General features: G+C 46.0%; 18 protein-coding genes and 1 pseudogene. 8 read left to right on the forward strand and 11 right to left on the reverse strand.

Annotation, left to right across the window (positions count from 1 at the left end):
- Positions 1-52 precede the first annotated feature (52 nt).
- The 3 genes and pseudogenes from HGT70_RS00205 (at position 53) to HGT70_RS00215 (ending at position 3,293) form a co-directional block, all read left to right on the forward strand.
- Positions 53-1,500: pseudogene (locus HGT70_RS00205) on the forward strand (MFS transporter).
- Between the two features lies 1 nt (position 1,501).
- Positions 1,502-2,707, forward strand: a complete 1,206-nt coding sequence (locus HGT70_RS00210) for an acyl-CoA dehydrogenase family protein (RefSeq protein WP_214194578.1) — start codon at positions 1,502-1,504, stop codon at positions 2,705-2,707.
- 346 nt (positions 2,708-3,053) lie between these two features.
- Positions 3,054-3,293, forward strand: a complete 240-nt coding sequence (locus tag HGT70_RS00215; protein WP_071433505.1) for a DUF1471 domain-containing protein — start codon at positions 3,054-3,056, stop codon at positions 3,291-3,293.
- Between the two features lie 1,067 nt (positions 3,294-4,360).
- Here HGT70_RS00215 and HGT70_RS00220 read toward each other — a convergent pair.
- From HGT70_RS00220 to aroQ, 11 genes are all read right to left on the reverse strand, one after another.
- Positions 4,361-5,443, reverse strand: a complete 1,083-nt coding sequence (locus HGT70_RS00220) for a PrpF domain-containing protein (RefSeq protein WP_214194579.1) — start codon at positions 5,441-5,443, stop codon at positions 4,361-4,363.
- Complete coding sequence (locus HGT70_RS00225) at positions 5,440-6,036, reverse strand: sterol desaturase family protein (RefSeq protein ID WP_244968783.1); 597 nt, start codon at positions 6,034-6,036, stop codon at positions 5,440-5,442. Before HGT70_RS00225 ends, HGT70_RS00220 begins: the two co-directional genes overlap by 4 nt.
- A gap of 675 nt (positions 6,037-6,711) precedes the next feature.
- Positions 6,712-7,008, reverse strand: coding sequence for a DNA-binding transcriptional regulator Fis (gene fis, locus HGT70_RS00230; protein WP_048912826.1), 297 nt, complete (start codon positions 7,006-7,008; stop codon positions 6,712-6,714).
- Between the two features lie 25 nt (positions 7,009-7,033).
- Positions 7,034-7,999, reverse strand: a complete 966-nt coding sequence (gene dusB / locus HGT70_RS00235; RefSeq protein ID WP_071433511.1) for a tRNA dihydrouridine synthase DusB — start codon at positions 7,997-7,999, stop codon at positions 7,034-7,036.
- Positions 8,000-8,241: 242 nt separating this feature from the next.
- Positions 8,242-8,970, reverse strand: coding sequence for a carbonic anhydrase (locus HGT70_RS00240; RefSeq protein WP_071433513.1), 729 nt, complete (start codon positions 8,968-8,970; stop codon positions 8,242-8,244).
- Between the two features lie 110 nt (positions 8,971-9,080).
- A complete protein-coding gene (gene prmA, locus HGT70_RS00245) occupies positions 9,081-9,968 on the reverse strand; it encodes a 50S ribosomal protein L11 methyltransferase (RefSeq protein ID WP_214194581.1) in 888 nt (295 codons plus the stop codon).
- A gap of 10 nt (positions 9,969-9,978) precedes the next feature.
- Complete coding sequence (gene panF / locus HGT70_RS00250; RefSeq protein ID WP_214194582.1) at positions 9,979-11,427, reverse strand: sodium/pantothenate symporter; 1,449 nt, start codon at positions 11,425-11,427, stop codon at positions 9,979-9,981.
- 4 nt (positions 11,428-11,431) lie between these two features.
- The gene (locus HGT70_RS00255; RefSeq protein WP_214194583.1) at positions 11,432-11,662 is read right to left on the reverse strand and encodes a DUF997 family protein; all 231 of its coding nucleotides are present in this window, start codon (positions 11,660-11,662) and stop codon (positions 11,432-11,434) included.
- Positions 11,663-11,731: 69 nt separating this feature from the next.
- Positions 11,732-13,081, reverse strand: a complete 1,350-nt coding sequence (gene accC / locus HGT70_RS00260) for an acetyl-CoA carboxylase biotin carboxylase subunit (protein ID WP_214194584.1) — start codon at positions 13,079-13,081, stop codon at positions 11,732-11,734.
- Positions 13,082-13,091: 10 nt separating this feature from the next.
- Positions 13,092-13,565, reverse strand: coding sequence for an acetyl-CoA carboxylase biotin carboxyl carrier protein (accB, locus tag HGT70_RS00265; protein WP_214194585.1), 474 nt, complete (start codon positions 13,563-13,565; stop codon positions 13,092-13,094).
- Between the two features lie 21 nt (positions 13,566-13,586).
- On the reverse strand, positions 13,587-14,039 hold the full coding sequence (gene aroQ, locus HGT70_RS00270) for a type II 3-dehydroquinate dehydratase (protein WP_071433526.1): 453 nt from the start codon (positions 14,037-14,039) through the stop codon (positions 13,587-13,589).
- 637 nt (positions 14,040-14,676) lie between these two features.
- Here aroQ and mreB point away from each other — a divergent pair.
- The 5 genes from mreB to rng all read left to right on the forward strand — a co-directional run bounded on the left by mreB (position 14,677) and on the right by rng (position 19,411).
- The gene (gene mreB, locus HGT70_RS00275; protein ID WP_071433528.1) at positions 14,677-15,720 is read left to right on the forward strand and encodes a rod shape-determining protein MreB; all 1,044 of its coding nucleotides are present in this window, start codon (positions 14,677-14,679) and stop codon (positions 15,718-15,720) included.
- Positions 15,721-15,840: 120 nt separating this feature from the next.
- Positions 15,841-16,863, forward strand: a complete 1,023-nt coding sequence (gene mreC / locus HGT70_RS00280; protein WP_071433530.1) for a rod shape-determining protein MreC — start codon at positions 15,841-15,843, stop codon at positions 16,861-16,863.
- The gene (mreD, locus tag HGT70_RS00285; protein WP_071433532.1) at positions 16,860-17,348 is read left to right on the forward strand and encodes a rod shape-determining protein MreD; all 489 of its coding nucleotides are present in this window, start codon (positions 16,860-16,862) and stop codon (positions 17,346-17,348) included. Before mreC ends, mreD begins: the two co-directional genes overlap by 4 nt.
- Before the next feature lie 8 nt (positions 17,349-17,356).
- Positions 17,357-17,926 carry a Maf family protein gene (locus HGT70_RS00290; RefSeq protein WP_071433534.1) on the forward strand — a complete coding sequence of 190 codons (570 nt, stop codon included), beginning with the start codon at positions 17,357-17,359 and terminating at the stop codon, positions 17,924-17,926.
- Positions 17,927-17,941: 15 nt separating this feature from the next.
- Positions 17,942-19,411: a ribonuclease G gene (rng, locus tag HGT70_RS00295; RefSeq protein WP_071433536.1), complete on the forward strand. Its 1,470-nt coding sequence runs from the start codon at positions 17,942-17,944 to the stop codon at positions 19,409-19,411.
- Positions 19,412-19,438 lie beyond the last annotated feature (27 nt).

Genomic DNA, 19,438 nt, shown 5'->3' on the forward strand with positions numbered 1-19,438 from the left:
CGTTCTATAACCGACGCATAACAAACTATCGATCATTGATTAAGAGGGTGCTATGAGTTCACTAAATATTGAGTCGGAGCCGTCAGTGGTTTCGCTCGCGACATCGACACCCATTCGCTCAGTTAGCGATGTGGCGCAGCTGATTAATACATCGAGTCAGAAGAGTCATTATGCTCGCTGGATCGTCTTTCTTGCTCTGGGGGGGTATTTTTAGATGCTTACGATCTCACCACGCTCTCTTACGGTATCGACGATGTGGTGCGGGAGTTCCATTTAACCCCGACCCTCACCGGGGTCGTGGCCTCGGCAATTATGGTCGGGACGATTATTGGTAATCTCCTAGGGGGCTGGCTAACGGATAAGTATGGGCGTTATTCGGTGTTTATGGCCGATATGCTGTTCTTTGTTGTCTCAGCGATTGCCGCAGGGTTAGCCCCTAACGTATGGGTGTTAATCGGCGCGCGGTTTTTGATGGGGATCGGTGTGGGGGTGGATCTGCCGGTGGCGATGGCGTATTTAGCCGAGTTTTCTAAGTTTACCGGTAAAGCCAATAAGGCTTCACGCGTCGCCTCGTGGTGCCCGATGTGGTATGCGGCCTCGACCGTCTGTTTTTTACTGATTTTTGGCCTCTATTTTCTGCTCCCCCCACAACACATCGATTGGCTATGGCGCGCGTCATTACTCTTTGGAGCCGTGCCCGCGTTGTTGATTATCGCAGTGCGTAGTCGTTTCATGAACGAATCCCCATTGTGGGCCGCTAACCAAGGCGATCTCAATGGAGCGGTGCGTATTCTAAAGAAATCTTATGGGATCGAGGCGCACAATGCCCTACCCGAGGAGGTGCAGAGCGTGCAGAAGCCGCCTAAGGTCAGTTACCGTGAACTGTTCAAAGCCCCTTACCGCCAACGTACGTTGGTCTCATCAGTCATGAATGTCTGTGTATCTTTTGAATATACGGCGATTGCTTTTTTTCTTCCTTCAATTCTCGCCCAGTTTTTGGGAGCGGGAGTGTTCGAGACAATTTCAGCCTCATTGGGGCTTAATGCCCTCTTTGCCTTGACGGGGGGATTGTTAGGGATGCGCTTAGCCTGGAAATTTGCAAGCCGGCATGTGGCGATAGCGGGATTCGCTCTACAGTTTATCGCGCTGACTATTCTTGCGATCACCGGGCACCCGACATCCACCATCGCGATCGTTGTAGCCATTCTGATGCTGGGGTTATGGTTATTTGCAGAAGGGTTTGGGCCTGGGGCACAGATTATGGTCTATCCCTCGTTATCGTATCCCACGCATATTCGGGCCACGGGGGTCGGTTTTAGTCGCGCACTCTCGGGCATCGGTAGTGCGTTAGCATTATTTATCTTACCCATATTACAGGCGAAGTTTGGCACCAATATGTTTTGGTTTGTCGCACTAAGCGCCGCGTTACCGATCATTTTCTTACTCATTATTCGCTTTGAGCCCACCGCACACGATATCGATTTTGAACCAGGAGTTTAATATGAGCCAGCACCCGTCGTTCCAACAGCTCGCCAACCAGTTCCGCCCTCTTTTCGCACAGATTGCGCAGGGGACGGTACAACGAGAACGAGATCGCGAGCTGCCGTACCAGCCCTTAGCCTGGTTGAAAGCGGCTAAATTCGGTACGTTGCGTATCCCCGTTGAACAAGGCGGATACGGCGTCTCGTTGCCGCAGCTGTTTATATTACTGACTGAGCTTGCAGAGGCCGATTCGAATCTGCCTCAAGCCTTACGCGCGCACTTTGCATTTGTGGAAGATTTGCTGAATCAGCCTGATACCGAACTTCGTCGACGTTGGTTTGCACGCTTTATCGATGGAGAGTTAGTCGGTAGCGGCTGGACAGAAGTCGGAGACGTGAAGGTTGGGGAGGTGATAACCAAAGTTACTCCTCAGAGCGACGGCTGGTGGCTTAACGGCGAAAAATTTTATAGCACCGGGGCGTTATATGCCGACTGGATCGATGTGTATGCGCAGCGGGAGGATGACGGCAGCGATGTGATTGCACTGGTGAATGTTCATCAATCTGGCGTCGAGCGAGAAGACGACTGGGACGGGTTCGGCCAGCGTTTGACCGGTAGTGGTACCACTCGCTTTATTCAAGCGAAGGTCGAGCAGGCGCATGTTTATCCTTTTAGTCAGCGCTTTCGTTACCAGACTGCCTTCTATCAGCAAGTGCTTCTCAGCGCCTTGGCGGGGATAAGCAAAGCACTGACGCGCGATGCGAGCGCGGCAGTCGCGGCTCGACAACGTGTCTATAGTCACGGTAATGCGAACTTGGTGAGGCACGATGCCCAAGTCCTGCAGGTGGTCGGCCAGCTTGCCAGCTGGTCCTACGCAGTAGAAGCGACGGTCGACCGCGCCTCACAAGCCCTTGAGTACGCGTTTACGGTGCACGATAGCGGCGATGAGGAACTTATTCAGCAAGCGAATATCGCAGCAGAGGTCGAGGTCGCTAAAGCTCAAGTTATCGCCACGGAATGGGTACTCCGTGGCGCGAGCGAACTCTTTAATGCGTTGGGGGCTTCCGATACGCGTCTCAGTAAGGCGCTCGATCGACATTGGCGTAATGCGCGTACGCTCTCTTCCCATAACCCAGTGATTTATAAGATTAGAAATATTGGCGATTGGCACGTTAACAAGAATACCCCTACCTTTATCTGGCAGATTGGTAAGGGCGGCGATTGACGGTGAGTTGCTTAATACTCTAATTCTTTAGCTGGACTACGGTGTGGTGTGATACGTCAGTATTTCACCGCGCCGCTCTCGATCACCGACCCTCTTTGCGTTCTAACACACTCATCTTTAATCGTTTTACCTCGACTCATCTCTTTTTATCGATACTTTTCAACAGTCGCTCGTAACAAAGACTACGATCCTCATTCTCGGTAGTAACACGCGTTTTCTTATGGCTGGCTGATCCGACGATTAATAATTATGCAAAGCGCACATATAGTTAATAAGGTTATAGTAACCTAGGTTATTATTATCTCAGTTAAACAAATTAATAAAATTAATCATTAAGGAGTTCCCCATGAAAAGCTTAAAAACATTAGCTATTGCTACCATCGCAACGCTCTCTTTAGCCTCATTCGGTAGTTTCGCGCAGAGCGTCTCAGTAACCGACTCTACGCTGGACGGCGCCGAATCTCAGATCGCTGCATTGGCTCATCAATCAGGTGGCCACTACAAAATCACCGGTGCAAGTTCGAATAATTTCGTACGCATGACCGCAGACATTAACGATGCCTCATCTCATGGCTTAAAAAATTAATCTAAGGCTACCCCTTCATTTAACGGATAGAGTCTTAGAGAATGCTACCTTACCGGAGTGTTAGAAGCTCCGGTGGTGACAAAATATACGCGTTATTACCTTTTCGATGTGCTTTTCTCCCCCCTAATTGCCTCTCTTTTGAAAACATTCCATTAAAATAAAAATTTAGGCTGCTTATTATGTAAAGTTACTATCATGAAAATCTTCACAGCTTTTTTCTAGAATATGATAACGAGCTTCTCACCAGTCTTATCCCATCACCATTGTCACAAATGCACAATAATGTGGGATAACAAAATAGTTGTAAAATGGACAAAATATTTATAAAAATGAAAAAGTGTAGTCTTTCTGGTTGAAAAGCATACTGGCCTTTTTTTTATTAAAATTCAGGGGTAAAGATTGAGCTGTAACGCACTCTAAGAGCCTTAAAGGAAATGTCCCTACCTAACATCAAATTCCCCATAGAAATAGCCATAGATATGGGGTGAAATTATAGTTTGATAAAGAAACATTAAAGTATGCTAAAGGCTTTATTGGGATTTGGTTATTTTTGTGACTTAAACTGTGAATAATCTTCAAGTTTCTAACCTCAGGAATGAAGCTAGCGGGGTATTTATATTTACTTTATCACTCATTCACATTTCACTTGACCAATCATTTGCAGATTACTTTGATATATCCAACAAAAGCATCTTGCGAATTCTGATTATGAAACACATGTTGGTTTTATCAACCAAAGGATATGAAGCTGTAAGATGGGTAATGACTCTAAATCATTAAATGATAAAAAGCTTAGGAGGCACTTTTCGGCTAACCATGTCCCGACTACTTTTAATAATCGCTATTACCATTCAGCGGTGAAGGTGGGGCGTGGTTTGAAAATTCAGGCGAATAACCGACTCATCCCTAAATAATGTAAAAAGGATGAGGCTAAGCAATATTGATATAATGTTCGCCAAGAATATAAATCTCAGAACCGGAATTTTTGTCGACTGGGCATCGATTCCTCTTAGAGTGAACAACACGCCCTGCCACGGCCAAGAAGCCGAGGCATTGGGATGTAATTATTAATCGTCGTATAGATAGAACTCACCTTTCATATATATTTGTGCATTTCTTTTTGTATATAGCTCAATACCGCCAGGTGTTTTTTGAACTCCAAAATCCGATACCCCTGAGAAATTTTTTATTCTAGTACTATCACCTTTATATAATTCTGATGCAATATTACCCTCGATATAACAGGCGTAGCTTAAGCATGCACCTCCAGAAACTGCCACTGAATTATGTATTTCTTTAGGCGTTAGATAAATTGTTGATATATCGCTAACGTCATCACCTTTACTTATTAACGCGACCTTGGGAAGGGTTATTGATTTTTTTAAATCTATAGCTGTCATTTTCACACCAGATTTGTTTTTTATTCCCATTTTCTCCCCTGCCAATACTCTTATTTCATCAATGTAACTGATAATTTCTTTTTTTTGATATAAATCTAATTTGCTTTCCTTTCCTGATAACCCTAAATCCTCTGATTTTATAATCACCATCGGAACGACAGCGTCGATGCAAGTTACATTTATATCTTTGATTTTATCAGTTTTATTTCCCGTTGGGAATAAAGAGCTGGTTAAACTAGCCTCTGGGTTTTTAAAGAAAATATCTACTTCAGGATATGAATTATGAATTCCAGGTATAATGCATACTTTGCTTACCCCCTCTTCTTTTGGGAGCGAGCAATAAATGAATTTTTTTGTGTTCGTGTTGTATATTTTTATTTTTTTATCAGTACTTACTTTATCGATAATGCCTAGATCATCTAAAACCAAAGGTATAGCTGTAGTCATATTACCGCAGTTAACATCCCATGATACTTTACTGCTACTATTTTCCAATTGGAGGAACGTGCTGTATACGGTCTTTTCCTCTTCATTGATATCGATAATAAATAACTTATTGCTAGTGCTTTTACCTTTGCCAATTCCTTCTATTTGTGTTTCATCATTTCTCTGATTTTCAGTTCTAGGAACTCCGAATATTTTCCTAGCTATATTTTCTATGCTTGACTTATCTTTAGGTAGGTCTTTTTTTTGTATTACTACTCCGGAGGAGGTTCCGCCTCTAACGTAATATAGATTTATATTTTTCATTTTCCAGCATCCTTCGATAATGGTTTAACTAAAGATTTTATGGCATCAACGTCATTTGAGTAAGAAAGCCCGAACACCCATTCTTTCTTGAAGGTATCTTTATGATAAGTAGAAAATATGTGGTCCCACAATGGAAAAATAAATGCATAGTTACTTTGATTATTTTTAATATCTATATCGTGATGCGGCTCATGGAATCCTGGTGTAGTAAATAGTAAGGATAATTTTTCCTCAATGCTAACAGGTATTTTAAATCTTGAGTGATGATATGTAGCGAATAGGAAGGATAGCAATGCATGTACAGCAATTGACTCTTGGCTTATACCAAATGCATATATAAATAATGAGTTTAAGATCGCGTGAAATAGTGCTTCTAAAAAATGAACTCTAAGTGATGTACTCACATCTAATATTTCATCCAGATGATGAATATCATGAAAGCGCCAGAAGAACTCTATCTCGTGGCTAATCCTGTGAAATATGTACCCGGATAGGTCAAGGATTACCACGCCTAACGGTATTGATATCCAGAATGATAAGTGCTGTATGAAGTCATTGCTATTTTTGGACGCTAAAATAAACAAAGGCACCATTATGAAGTAACTAATTGATTTTGTTGCTTAAAAATTCAAAAAATTAACTTTCCAGTGTTTGTTTTTTTTGCTTAAACTATCATTGTTTTTATGAAAATAAAATTCAATTATAAATAGTAATGTAAACCATGCTACTAACCAATGATCTGTAATGTAGTGCATTTTTACCTCGAGTTTTTATAATTTTTTAAATATTTTTTAGAAAAATAAAGTAGTTTTTTATTTCTTGTTTTTGAACTCTTTGTTATTTGTTTTTTGTTGCTTATTGTTTCAATTTATTTCTACTATCTTTTATTAACATTGTGCCCCTGATTTTTCCGTATTCCTTATAGATAGGAACGGGAAGGCTTTTTCTTGTTTATTTATCGGTTAAAGCGATATCAAAAAATGCCGTCGTTAGGATAGTGCTTAATTATCCCCTTAACTTGATGTAGGGGGATTGTTGCGCTGGAGGCGCTCGCCTCCCTTATTGAGGGCATGTACCATCGGCGAGGAAAAAAAGGGCAATAGAGGCTGAAGATTATCGAATACTACATAACGAGCGGGCTTAGTATTCACATTCTAAGGTGGGTCTTTATGAAGGGAAAGAGAGTGCGCTGATGTCAGCCTCCCCTATAAAAAAAGGCACCCTCCTTACAGAGAATGCCTTTCTTTTGAATCAGTTACGAATGAAGATTAGTTCATGCCGTATTTTTTCAATTTCTTACGCAGAGTACCACGGTTGATGCCCATCATCAGTGCTGCACGAGTCTGGTTACCACGGGTGTACTGCATTACCATGTCCAACAGGGGCTGTTCTACTTCAGCCAGGACCAGTTCATAGAGTTCATTAACATCTTGACCATTTAACTGTGAAAAATAATTTTTCAAAGCTTGTTTTACATTGTCACGCAATGGTTTTTGGGTGACTTGGTCTTGTGAGTTAACAGTTGAAACGGTCAGTACGTCAGAATTTACGCGTTGTTCGAACATAGTTCTTTAAGCTCTTTTTTTTCGTTTACGCCAGGTTTTCGAAGTATGCTTCCAACGCTTCCAGTTGTTCACTGGCATCCTCTATAGCGTTGAATGAGCGCCGAAACTGGTCATCAGGGGCATGTTCTTGTAAGTACCAAGAGACATGTTTGCGGGCAATACGGTATCCCTTGGCATGGCCATAAAAGCCGTGCAACTCCCGTATATGTCCGATTAGCATTGACTTCACCTCAACGAGTGGTTTCGGTGCAAGTAGCTCCCCTGTGTCCAGGTAATGCTGGATTTCCCGGAAGATCCATGGTCTTCCCTGAGCAGCACGGCCTATCATTAGGGCATCAGCCCCAGTGTAGTCCAGAACTGCTCTGGCTTTATGCGGGTCAGTGATGTCTCCATTCGCAATAACGGGAATAGAAACATTCTGCTTAACTGTCCGAATACTGTCGTATTCAGCTTCCCCATTAAACAGGCAGGCACGAGTCCGGCCATGAATGGTTAATGCTTGAATACCACAGCGCTCAGCCAATTGGGCAATTTCAACACAATTACGATTATCGGTATCCCAACCGGTACGAATTTTCAGCGTAACAGGGACATCTACACCATTTACCACTGCTCGCAGAATAGATTCCACGATAGTTGGGTGCTGGAGTAGGGCCGACCCCGCCATCTTACGATTCACTTTTTTTGCAGGACAGCCCATGTTGATATCGATAACTTGCGCGCCAGAATCGACATTGATTCTGGCAGCTGCCGCCATCTCGTCAGGATCACACCCTGCAATTTGTACCGAGCGAATACCTGGCTCATCACTATGCACCATACGTAGCCGAGATTTATCACTCGCCCACACCTGTGGGTTAGAAGACAGCATCTCTGAGACAGTTAATCCAGCACCATTTTCGTAACAAAGTGTACGAAAAGGACGATCAGTGATCCCGGCCATCGGCGCGGCAATCAGGCGATTTCGAAGCTGGTATTGTCCAATGCGCATAGGGTAGAAAGTGGCCTTAAATGTTCGCAAGGCGGCGTATATTACGCATTTTTTATGGAAGATGAAAGGCCAAACTTTGAACAATTTGTTTTAAAGCCCACTTTTGTTTGACTAGGTCCTAGGGTGAGGTGACTAATAGCTATTGTAAACAGTGACTTAGTTGATTATTTTGGCTTAAAACATTACTGATAAGGGGGGATCAAAGGCGTTAAAAAGTTTATCCCCCCGCATCATTTACGTCATTATTGCACGACCATTCTTCCATTCAACGGTTGTATTGGACGATTATTGGTCATACCCAGCAACGACTTAATACTTTCAAGCTGTTGAGCAGAGAGAGAAACACTCTCTTTCATCACTAGCCAACGAACCCCTTCGGTACAGGGTGGTGTGGTAAGCGAGCCACTAAATCGATAATAGTGAGTCGAGGCTGGAAAGAGTGACGCAATATCAATGGTTTTATCGAGAGGCTGCGTTTCATATTTACGCACTGGGGCTTGGTCGATAATCTGCTGTAACGCTGGGTTTTTATCACCTACTTCAAACATCACTGCCAATACCGCCAAGTTACCCTCAGCGTCGCTATGGACAAAATGAGCCTCTAAAGGGAAAGATTTTCCATTGATAGTATTCTCACTGGGCGCATGAAAGTGGAATTGTTTAAGTTTGAAGTTGATACCATCTAACGCGAAATTGTCTTCGTCATCTACGTTCAATTGTAGAGTATGACCATTGTTTACGATGGAGGTGGTATGGGTGCGGAAGTGAAGTGCTAGGGGAGGGAGTTTTGCATCAATGGTCCCTTTTATATCAATAGGGGATTGATAAGCACCCTCTTTACACATCTGGTATTCACTGCTGAGCGTCCCCCAGTTCTCTGGGGAATTGTTTCCTTCGTAGGACCATGGAATGGCATGGGCTGAGGGGGCGACTAAGGCGAAGGTAAAAAATAGGGGAAGAAATCCTTTCATGGGTGTTCCTGTCATATCGCAGCACCACTATTAGTGCCGCGATACTATAAGCACACACTGGGTAAGCTTATTGCTCGGTTAAGCAAAGAATATGTAAAGCTCTCGGCTTATTAAGGGTGATGACGCTTACCGGTAATACGACACCACTCTTCTTTCTCCGCGACCGGGTCTAACACGAAATGTTGTGCATAGGCTTCGCAAACACTTTCTGCTTGGCTCGCTAAGATACCGGATAAACCGAGTTCACCCCCGGCTACCGGTAGTACGCGGATTAACGGTGCTAGCTCGCGTAATGGCCCCGCGAGAATATTAGCCACTACCACATCCGCTTGCAGATTTTCCGGTTGCTCATGGGGTAAATAGAGCTCAAGTTTATCTGCAACGCCATTACGTTCAGCGTTATCGCGGCTGGCTTGAATGGCTTGCGGATCGATATCAATCCCGATGGCACGTGAAGCCCCTAATTTCAGGGCAGCGATCGCCAAGATCCCAGAGCCGCAGCCGAAATCGATCACGGTTTTTCCTTCAAGATCCAATCCATCTAACCACGTTAAGCACAGTGAGGTGGTTGGATGCGTTCCGGTGCCAAATGCTAATCCAGGATCGAGCATAACATTGACCGCATTCGCATCGGGCACATCGCGCCAGCTAGGACAAATCCACAGGCGCTCACCAAAGCGCATCGGGTGGAAGTTATCCATCCACTCTCGTTCCCAATCTTTATCTTCAATCTGTTCTATCTTGTGGTGGAAACCTTCGCCCAATAGGGGGTGAGCCGCCATCATTTCAACGATTGATGCCATATCGGTTTGTGCATCGAATAGACCGATAATATCGGTATCTCCCCAAAGACGCGTTTCTCCAGGTAGAGGCTCATAGACTGGGTTATCGTGGGTATCTTGGAAGGTGACCGAAACGGCTCCCGTTTCTTCCAATGCATCCGCGAGTTGTTCAGCATGGTTCCCTGAGGTATTGATCTTAATTTGAATCCAAGGCATAGCATATCCATTATTGATGAGAGTGGTCTGGCGTGACGCGCTGTCCAATTCTATTCGCGACAACAAAAGCGATGAAACTTGCGATCAACGCCGGGACGATAGGGTGTAAACCACACAGCCGCAGTGAAAAGCTCGCGAGGAGGCTATAAAGTACGGCACCGACTAACATGCTGCTTATTGCACCACAGGCATTTGCATTTCGCCAGTAGAGTCCGAGTACTAAGGGCCATAAGAATACGGCTTCTAAAGCCCCGAAGGCGAGTAAGTTTAACCAAATGATCATCTGTGGAGGGTGCCACGCGGCGATAATGACGGCGACCCCCAGCAGAAAAGTCGAACATACCGAGAGCCGACGAAGATGCTTATCTTCCGTAGCGCGTGCAGGACGTAAGCGTAAATAGAGATCTTTCACCAACGTTGCCGAGGCCTGTAACAGGTGCGCATTGATGTTTGACATCATTGCGGCCATTGGTGCGGCGAGAAAAATTCCAGCAGCGAAAGGAGGGAGTACTTTCATCATGAGTGTCGGGATAACTTGATCCGGCACGGTGAGCGTCGGCACAATGACCCGCCCTAAGGCACCGGCTAGATGCATTCCTAGCATCAAAACAGTCAGTAGTAGGGTGCCAATCAGAATCCCTCTATGCACGGAACGGCTGTCTTTATAAGAGATCGAGCGTATTGCAGTGTTGGGTAAGCCAAGCACACCAAAACAGACCAGTACCGTCAGAGAGATAACCAAGCTAGGTGTGACGATATTCCCTACACCAGAGAGCTCGATAAGTTGGGGGTTAATCTGCTTCAGCTGGCTGACAGCTGAAGCCGTACCGCCTGCTGCGTGGATCACCGCAAAGAGGAGTAGGAAGGTCCCCACCAACATGACCGCACCTTGTAGAACATCGTTTAAGACACTCGCGCGAAAACCTCCCAATGAGGTGTAGAGGGCGATGATGGCACCAAAGATTAATAGACCGTGGGTATAAGGGATACCGACAACGGTCTCCAGTAAGCGGGCTCCCCCGATAAACTGGACAGTCATTACGCCGATAAAGGCGAGTAATAGTGTAATGCTGGCGATCCATACAACCCATTGGCTACGGTAATGCGCATATAAAATGTCATTGAGGGTAATCGCCTGATAGCGTCTAGCGAGAATCGCGAATTTTTTCCCCAGTACCCCTAGAGAAAGCCATACCGTCGGCACTTGTGCCATCGCTATCATCACCCAGCCCAAACCATACTGATAGGCGGCACCAGGCCCGCCGATAAATGAGCTAGCACTGATATAGGCGGTTGTTAAGGTCATGGCCAGTAAAAAGCCACTCATCGTGCGTCCACCAAGAAAATATTCGGTGAGGAAAGGGCCTTGAGCGCGTTTTTGCTGCACCATCGCCACGACGGAGATCACTACGACGAGTAATAGATAGATGACTAGCGGAATAAGGACGTGTGTATTCATTGAATTAGTCCTCAAGCGGGAGATCTGCAAAGAGATAGCGAACCATTATCCAGCAGAGAAAGATAAAGAGTAGGGGTGCAAATAAACATGACCATTCAAACCAACGGGGAAAACCGAATACCCCTAATTTTTGCCCGCCGAAATAGGCTGTGCTTATCCAGACAGCAACCCAACAAAGGCTCAATAATAAGGACCAACGCGCCTCTTTATGCGCTTGTATAAAACGGGGATCCATTTACGCCCTCGCGATCAACCAAAGAAAAAGGCCGGTCAGACCGGCCTTGATAATACTGGGATTCTATATTTACGTCTCTTGCAGGCCGAGTTTTTTCTCTAAATAGTGGATATTGGTTCCACCTTTATCGAAATTCTCATCGTTCATAATGCGCAGCTGCAGATCGACGTTAGTTTTAATCCCGTCGATAATCAGTTCAGCGAGTGCATTTTTCATGCGAGCAATAGCTACCGCACGCGTTTCCCCATAAGTGATCAACTTACCAATCATGGAGTCGTAGTGAGGTGGGACAGTATAGCCAGAGTAGATATGCGATTCCCAGCGTACGCCAAAACCACCCGGAGAGTGGAAGCGGGTAATTTTACCAGGGCTTGGTAAAAAGGTATTCGCGTCTTCGGCATTGATACGGCATTCGATGGCGTGACCCGTTACTTCAACATCTTCTTGTTTGATGCTGAGTGGAAGCCCTGACGCGATACGTAATTGCTCTTTGATCAGGTCAACACCCGTAATCATTTCGGTCACCGGGTGCTCGACTTGGATACGGGTATTCATTTCGATGAAATAAAATTCGCCATTTTCAAAGAGGAATTCAAAGGTTCCTGCACCACGATAGTTAATATCGATACAGGCTTTGGCACAGCGATCGCCGATAAATTTACGCTGCTCAGGCGTAATACCTGGTGCTGGCGCTTCTTCTACTACCTTCTGGTGGCGACGTTGCATTGAACAGTCACGCTCTGCAAGGTAGATCGCTTGGCCTTGTCCATCGGCAAGCACTTGAATCTCGATATGACGTGGATTCTCAAGGTACTTCTCCATATAGACCATGTCATTGTTGAAGGCCGCTTTGGCTTCAGCACGGGTCATTTTAATGGAGGTTTCAAGATCCTTATCGCTACGCACGACGCGCATACCACGTCCACCGCCGCCGCCAGAGGCTTTGACAATGATTGGATAGCCGATGCGATTTGCGATTTGACGGTTCTTATCCATATCGTCGCCCAATGACCCATCGGATCCTGGTACGCATGGAACACCTGTCTTTTTCATCGCATTGATTGCTGAAACCTTGTCACCCATCAGACGAATCGTATCCGCTTTAGGACCGATAAATACAAAGCCTGAACGTTCAACTTGTTCAGCAAAGTCAGCATTTTCAGATAAAAAGCCATAACCTGGGTGAATAGCATCCGCGCCGGTGATTTCTGCTGCAGAGATCAGTGCAGGGATATTCAAGTAGCTTTTGACTGAAGGGGCTGGACCGATACAGACTGTCTCGTCAGCCATCAGTACGTGCTTTAGCTCACGGTCAGCAGTGGAATGGACTGCCACTGTCTTAATGCCGAGTTCTTTACAAGCACGTAAAATACGCAGTGCAATCTCACCGCGGTTTGCGATAACAATTTTTTCCAGCATAGGGACCTCGTTATTCGATGATGACCATTGGCTCGTCGAATTCCACTGGTTGACCGCTCTCGATAAGAATCGCTTTCACCACGCCAGCCTTATCCGCTTCGATTTGGTTCATCATCTTCATCGCTTCTACGATACAAAGAGTGTCACCAACGTTAACTTTCTGGCCAACTTCGATGTATGCCTTAGCGTCTGGGCTTGGCGTACGGTAGAAAGTACCGACCATTGGGGAGCGAACGATGTGTCCAGTTACTTCCGGCGCCGCAGCAGGGGCAGCAGCAGCTTCTGATGCAGCGGGTGCAACGGCAGATGCTAGAGCTGGGGCAGGCTGCATAGGGGCTGCATAGGCATGCTGCATCATCGGATAGCCGTTATTAGCCGGTGAACGACTGATACGTACTGACTCTTCACCTTCTGAAATTTCTAATTCAGAAATACCTGATTCTTCAACCAGCTCGATCAATTTTTTAATCTTACGAATATCCATGAGTGGGTTCCGTACTCTATATTAATTTGAATTTAACAGGCGTTTTACCGCTGTTTGTAAAGCCCAACGATATCCGTCAGCCCCAAGGCCACAGATCACGCCGGATGATATATCTGAAAGATATGAATGGTGACGGAAAGGCTCACGAGCATGCACATTAGAAAGGTGCACCTCGATAAAAGGAACGCTGACCGCTAAAAACGCATCACGAATGGCGATACTCGTGTGCGTAAAGGCACCAGGATTGATGATGATATAATCCGCCTTGCCGCGAGCAAGATGGATTTGATCGATCAATGCATACTCCGCATTGGACTGATAATGACTTAATTGCACATTCAAATCCTGAGCCTGATTTTGTAGCGATGACACGATATCCTCTAAGGTGTCATGACCATATTTTTCTGGCTCCCGGGTCCCCAACAAGTTAAGGTTTGGGCCGTTGAGGAGCAAAATGTGAAATTTATTAGCCATCTTGCGGGTATCTCCTGCGATAGTTAAGCACTGCGTAAAATACTCTGCCCGAAACTATTTGTCACTCGTTACGCCAAAAAAAAGCCGAATTTAACGTCATTTAGTCATTGAGTGGCGCAATTTTGGCGATTTTAGCGGCTAAAGAAGAGTAGTTTTTAGGTTAAAAGGAGTACGGATTGCCAATTAACGATGCACTAACGTGTGTTTTTAGTAAAGAATGTTCCGAAAAACCCCGCCTATTAATACTTCGATTGAATAACGCCTAGTGTTTAGTATCAATTTTATGTTGAATAATTACGCTAAAAGTTGAGCAAATATCACCAAATAAGGGTAGAATCCTCCAACGTTTGTCCTTCGTATCGCCTCTCGAACTGGCTCTGCTACGCTGAGGGTAAAAGAAATAAACGATAAGTGTTAGATTTTATTTCTTACTCCATTTGCGCAAAGTAATGATGGTTGGATAACGAACTGTTTTCTAAGGTATTTGTTAGGCGTTTATTGTTTGATGAGTACCGAGTGTCAATTAACTTAAAGTTTTCACCGAAGCGCCAGATTTTGCGCCTTGTCGCTGCTTCGAGTGGTTGGTAGAGTAGGTGGATTTTATTTCCGCCCCCAGCTTGCAGGATTACCCCTTAGTATGTTTAAAAAATTTCGTGGCATGTTTTCTAATGACCTGTCCATTGACTTGGGTACGGCCAATACCCTGATTTACGTAAAAGGCCAAGGCATCGTATTGAATGAGCCTTCCGTGGTAGCGATTCGTCAAGACAGGGCTGGGTCGCCAAAGAGCGTTGCAGCGGTGGGGCACGGGGCTAAGCAAATGCTCGGCCGCACGCCTAGCAACATCGCCGCGATCCGCCCAATGAAAGACGGTGTGATTGCCGACTTCTTTGTAACTGAAAAGATGCTGCAACACTTTATTAAACAGGTCCATAGCAATAGCTTTATGCGCCCTAGTCCACGTGTACTGGTCTGTGTACCGGTTGGTGCCACTCAAGTTGAACGTAAAGCGATCCGTGAATCGGCTCTGGGTGCAGGCGCACGTGAAGTCTTCCTGATCGAAGAACCTATGGCTGCAGCGATTGGTGCAGGGCTTCCTGTCTCTGAAGCAACCGGTTCGATGGTGGTGGATATTGGTGGCGGTACCACAGAGGTTGCTGTCATCTCATTGAATGGTGTCGTTTACTCTGCATCTGTACGTGTGGGCGGCGACCGTTTCGACGAAGCTATCATTAACTACGTTCGTCGTAACTATGGTGCGCTGATTGGTGAAGCGACCGCTGAGCGAATCAAACACGAAATTGGCTCCGCTTACCCTGGCGATGAAGTATTGGAAATCGAAGTACGCGGACGTAACCTTGCAGAGGGCGTACCCCGTGGCTTTACCCTTAATTCCAATGAAATTTTAGAGGCGCTACAAGAACCGTTAACCGGTATTGTGAGTGCGGTAATGGTCGCGCTGGAACAGTGTCCACCAGAACTTGCGTCTGATATCTCTGAGCGCGGTATGGTTCTTACCGGCGGTGGCGCGCTTCTGCGTAACCTCGATCGCCTATTGATTGAAGAAACCGGTATTCCTGTAGTGATTGCTGAAGACCCGTTAACGTGTGTAGCACGCGGTGGGGGTAAAGCACTGGAGATGATCGATATTCACGGCGGCGACCTCTTTAGCGAAGAGTAGTGGCTCACTCGCTGAATAAGGGGTTATGCACTACACTTTCTTCAGCAGAACGATCTTTCCGGCCTTGGGAGTGCACAAAAACGCGCTCCCTTGTTTTTTGTGAAAAACACGCAGGATTTTATGAAGCCGATTTTTAGCAGAGGCTCCTCTCTGCAGATACGCTTAGTTCTAGCTGTATTGGCGGCTATAGCAATCATCATAACCGATAGCCATGTTAACTCCTTCCGTGGAATTCGTGACTATCTCGATACCTCAGTTAGCCCATTCTACTTTATGGCTGATGGCCCTCGCCGTTTCCTTGATAATACCGCCGATGCGCTTACCTCTCGTCAAACTCTCGAACAAGAAAATGATGCGCTACAACGTGAGCTGCGATTAAAAAATAGTCAGCTACTGCTCTTAGGCCAATATCGACAAGAAAATGTGCGGCTGAGAGAATTGCTGGGCTCCCCTCTGCGCCAAGATGAACATAAAATGGTCACACAAGTGATCTCCGAGGCAACTGATCCCTATAGCCACCAGGTCGTTATCGATAAAGGTAGCCGCAGTGGCGTATACGAAGGCCAGCCGGTAATCAGCGATAAAGGTGTCGTCGGGCAAGTTATTGCCGTTGCGCAATTTTCCAGCCGGGTACTATTAATTTGTGATGGTTCTCATGCCTTGCCGGTGCAAGTTCTACGCAATGATCTCCGTGCAATCGCCACCGGCAATGGATGCACTGAAAATCTACAGCTCGAACATCTGACCGGTAATGCCGATGTGAAGGTGGGCGATGCGTTAGTGACGTCAGGCCTCGGGGGACGTTTCCCAGAGGGCTACCCTGTGGGTGTCGTGGCATCGGTTACCCCGGACACACAACGTGCAACAACGGTCATTGAGGTTCGTCCTGCCGCGGACTTGCAACGCTTACGCTATCTATTATTATTGTGGAACAATGATAATAAATCGGGCGTACCTGCGACGCCTCAAGAGGTGAATCAAGTGGCCAATGAACGTTTACAGCAGATGATGCCTCAGGTTCTGACGCCTGCGGCCGTCGCGCCAGCGTCAACCGCACCGACGACTACGCCTTCTCCGGCCCCACAATCCTCTGGAAGTGCGCCTGCATCCGGTAATCCGGTTGTCTCAGGAGGGCGTCCTTGAGTCGCTATCGTAGACAAGGCGGTTGGGTTATCTGGCTATCTTTTGTTATTGCACTAGTCTTACAGGTTATGCCATGGCCGGAGCAGTACTATATGTTTCGGCCATCGTGGCTATTATTACTTCTTCTGTACTGGATTTTAGCATTACCCCACCGCGTCAATATTGGTACAGGTTTTTTTGTCGGAGCGGTGTTGGACTTAGTATCAGGCTCGACGTTGGGTATCCGCGCGTTGACCTTTAGTATCGTTGCTTATTTGATTGTGTATCGCTTTCAACTGTTCCGTAATTTGGCACTTTGGCAGCAAGCCGGGGTCGTGGTGTTGTTCTCGTTGGTCAGCGATGTCATGGTATTTTGGATCCAGTTTATGGTGACAGATATTACTTTCCGTCCAGAAATTTTTATGGGCGCTCTGGTTGATGGATTACTCTGGCCTTGGCTATTTTTATTGATGCGTAAAATTCGTTATCAATTCTCTATTCAATAAGGCTCTATATGCTTCCGATTTACCTCGCCTCCGGCTCGCCTCGTCGCGCTGAGCTATTAACACAACTGGGTATACCTTTTACACGTTTGGTGACCAACGTTATAGAGCAAGCTCAGGTAGGGGAAGATCCGCAAGCTTATGTCATACGTCTCTCGCAAGATAAATCACAAGCAGGGGTTGAGATTGCCCCCGAAAACCGCCCTGTATTGGGCGCGGACACGATTGTGGTGGTCGATAATCTCGTCTTAGAGAAGCCGCATTCGCAAGCAGATGCCTTTACGATGTTACGTCGACTCTCTGGCCGCACACATCAGGTGATGACGGCCGTGACCGTGGCAAACCGTGAGATAAGTAAAACGATTTGTATTACGACTGACGTGACATTCTCCTCACTGACACCCGAACAAATCAACCGCTACATCGATACTCAAGAGCCGATGGATAAAGCAGGGGCTTATGGTATTCAGGGGCTAGGGGGAAATTTTGTTCGCCATATTCAAGGTAGTTACTCTGCCGTGGTCGGGCTACCGCTGGTAGAAACGTATGAGCTGCTAACCGACTTTCAACTTCATCGATAGCGACAAGGAGTATTAATGGCTGCTGAATTGCTGATTAATGTTACGCCTTCCGAGACGCGTGTTGCTTACCTCGATAATGGGATCCTGCAAGAAATTCATATTGAACGAGAAGCGAAACGTGGGATTGTCGGTAATATCTACAAAGGTCGCGTGAGCCGAGTGTTACCCGGCATGCAAGCGGCCTTTGTGGATATTGGCCTAGATAAATCAGCCTTCCTTCACGCTTCTGATATCGTGCCGCATACCGAGTGTGTCGCAGGAGAAGAGCAGAAAAAATTTCCTATTAAGAATATTTCAGAGTTAGTCCGCCCAGGACAAGACTTGATGGTACAAGTCGTCAAAGACCCGCTCGGAACTAAAGGCGCTCGGTTAACGACTGATATCACCTTACCTTCGCGTTATCTAGTATTTATGCCTGGTGCATCGCATGTTGGCGTATCGCAACGTATCGAAAGTGATGCAGAGAGAACCCGACTCAAACAGGCGGTGAGCCAATATTGTGATGAGCAAGGCGGCTTCATTATCCGTACTGCCGCAGAGGGGATCAGCGATAATGAGCTGGCACGAGATGCGGCATTTTTGAAGCGTTTGTGGGCGAAGGTCGAAAAGCGAAAAAAGCGTCACCAAACCCGGATTAAGCTTTATGGTGAAATCGCGTTAGCCGCTCGGGTATTACGTGATTTCGTCGAAGCCCCCCTAGATCATATTCGTATCGACTCTCGGGAAACTTACGAAAGGCTCGTAGAGTTTACGACAGAGTACGTTCCTGAGCTTACCGCAAAATTGGAACATTACAGCGCTAAGCAGCCAATTTTCGATCTGTTCGATGTCGAGAATGAAATCCAACGAGCGATGGATAGGAAAGTAACGCTTAAATCCGGAGGTTACTTAATCATCGACCAAACCGAAGCGATGACGACGGTGGATATTAATACCGGTGCGTTTGTGGGTCATCGTAACTTGGAAGAAACGATATTTAATACCAATATAGAGGCGACACAAGTGATTGCTCGCCAGCTACGGCTGCGAAATCTAGGCGGTATTATCATTATTGATTTTATTGATATGAATAATGAGGAACATCGTCGGCGAGTGTTGCATACTCTAGAGAGTGCGATGAGCAAGGATCGAGTAAAAAGTAGTATCAATGGCTTTTCATCCTTGGGGCTCGTCGAGATGACACGTAAGCGAACGCGTGAAAGCTTAGAGCATATCCTCTGCGGCAAATGCCCGGCTTGCCAAGGTAGAGGTACTATGAAAACGGCAGAAACGGTCTGCTATGAGATTATGCGGGAAATTGTACGAGTCCATCATAGTTATGACTCTGATAGTTACCTCGTCTATGCGTCTCCTAAAGTGTGTGAAACGTTGAAGAATGAAGAAGCTCATGCGTTAGCAGAGGTTGAGATTTTTGTAGGTAAGCAGGTCAAAGTACAAGTCGAGCCCCTTTATACCCAAGAGCAGTTTGACGTAGTACTCATGTAATAGTGAAGTTGATGGAGTATTGAGTGA

Source organism: Rosenbergiella collisarenosi, from assembly GCF_018494085.1.
Lineage (GTDB): Bacteria > Pseudomonadota > Gammaproteobacteria > Enterobacterales > Enterobacteriaceae > Rosenbergiella > Rosenbergiella collisarenosi.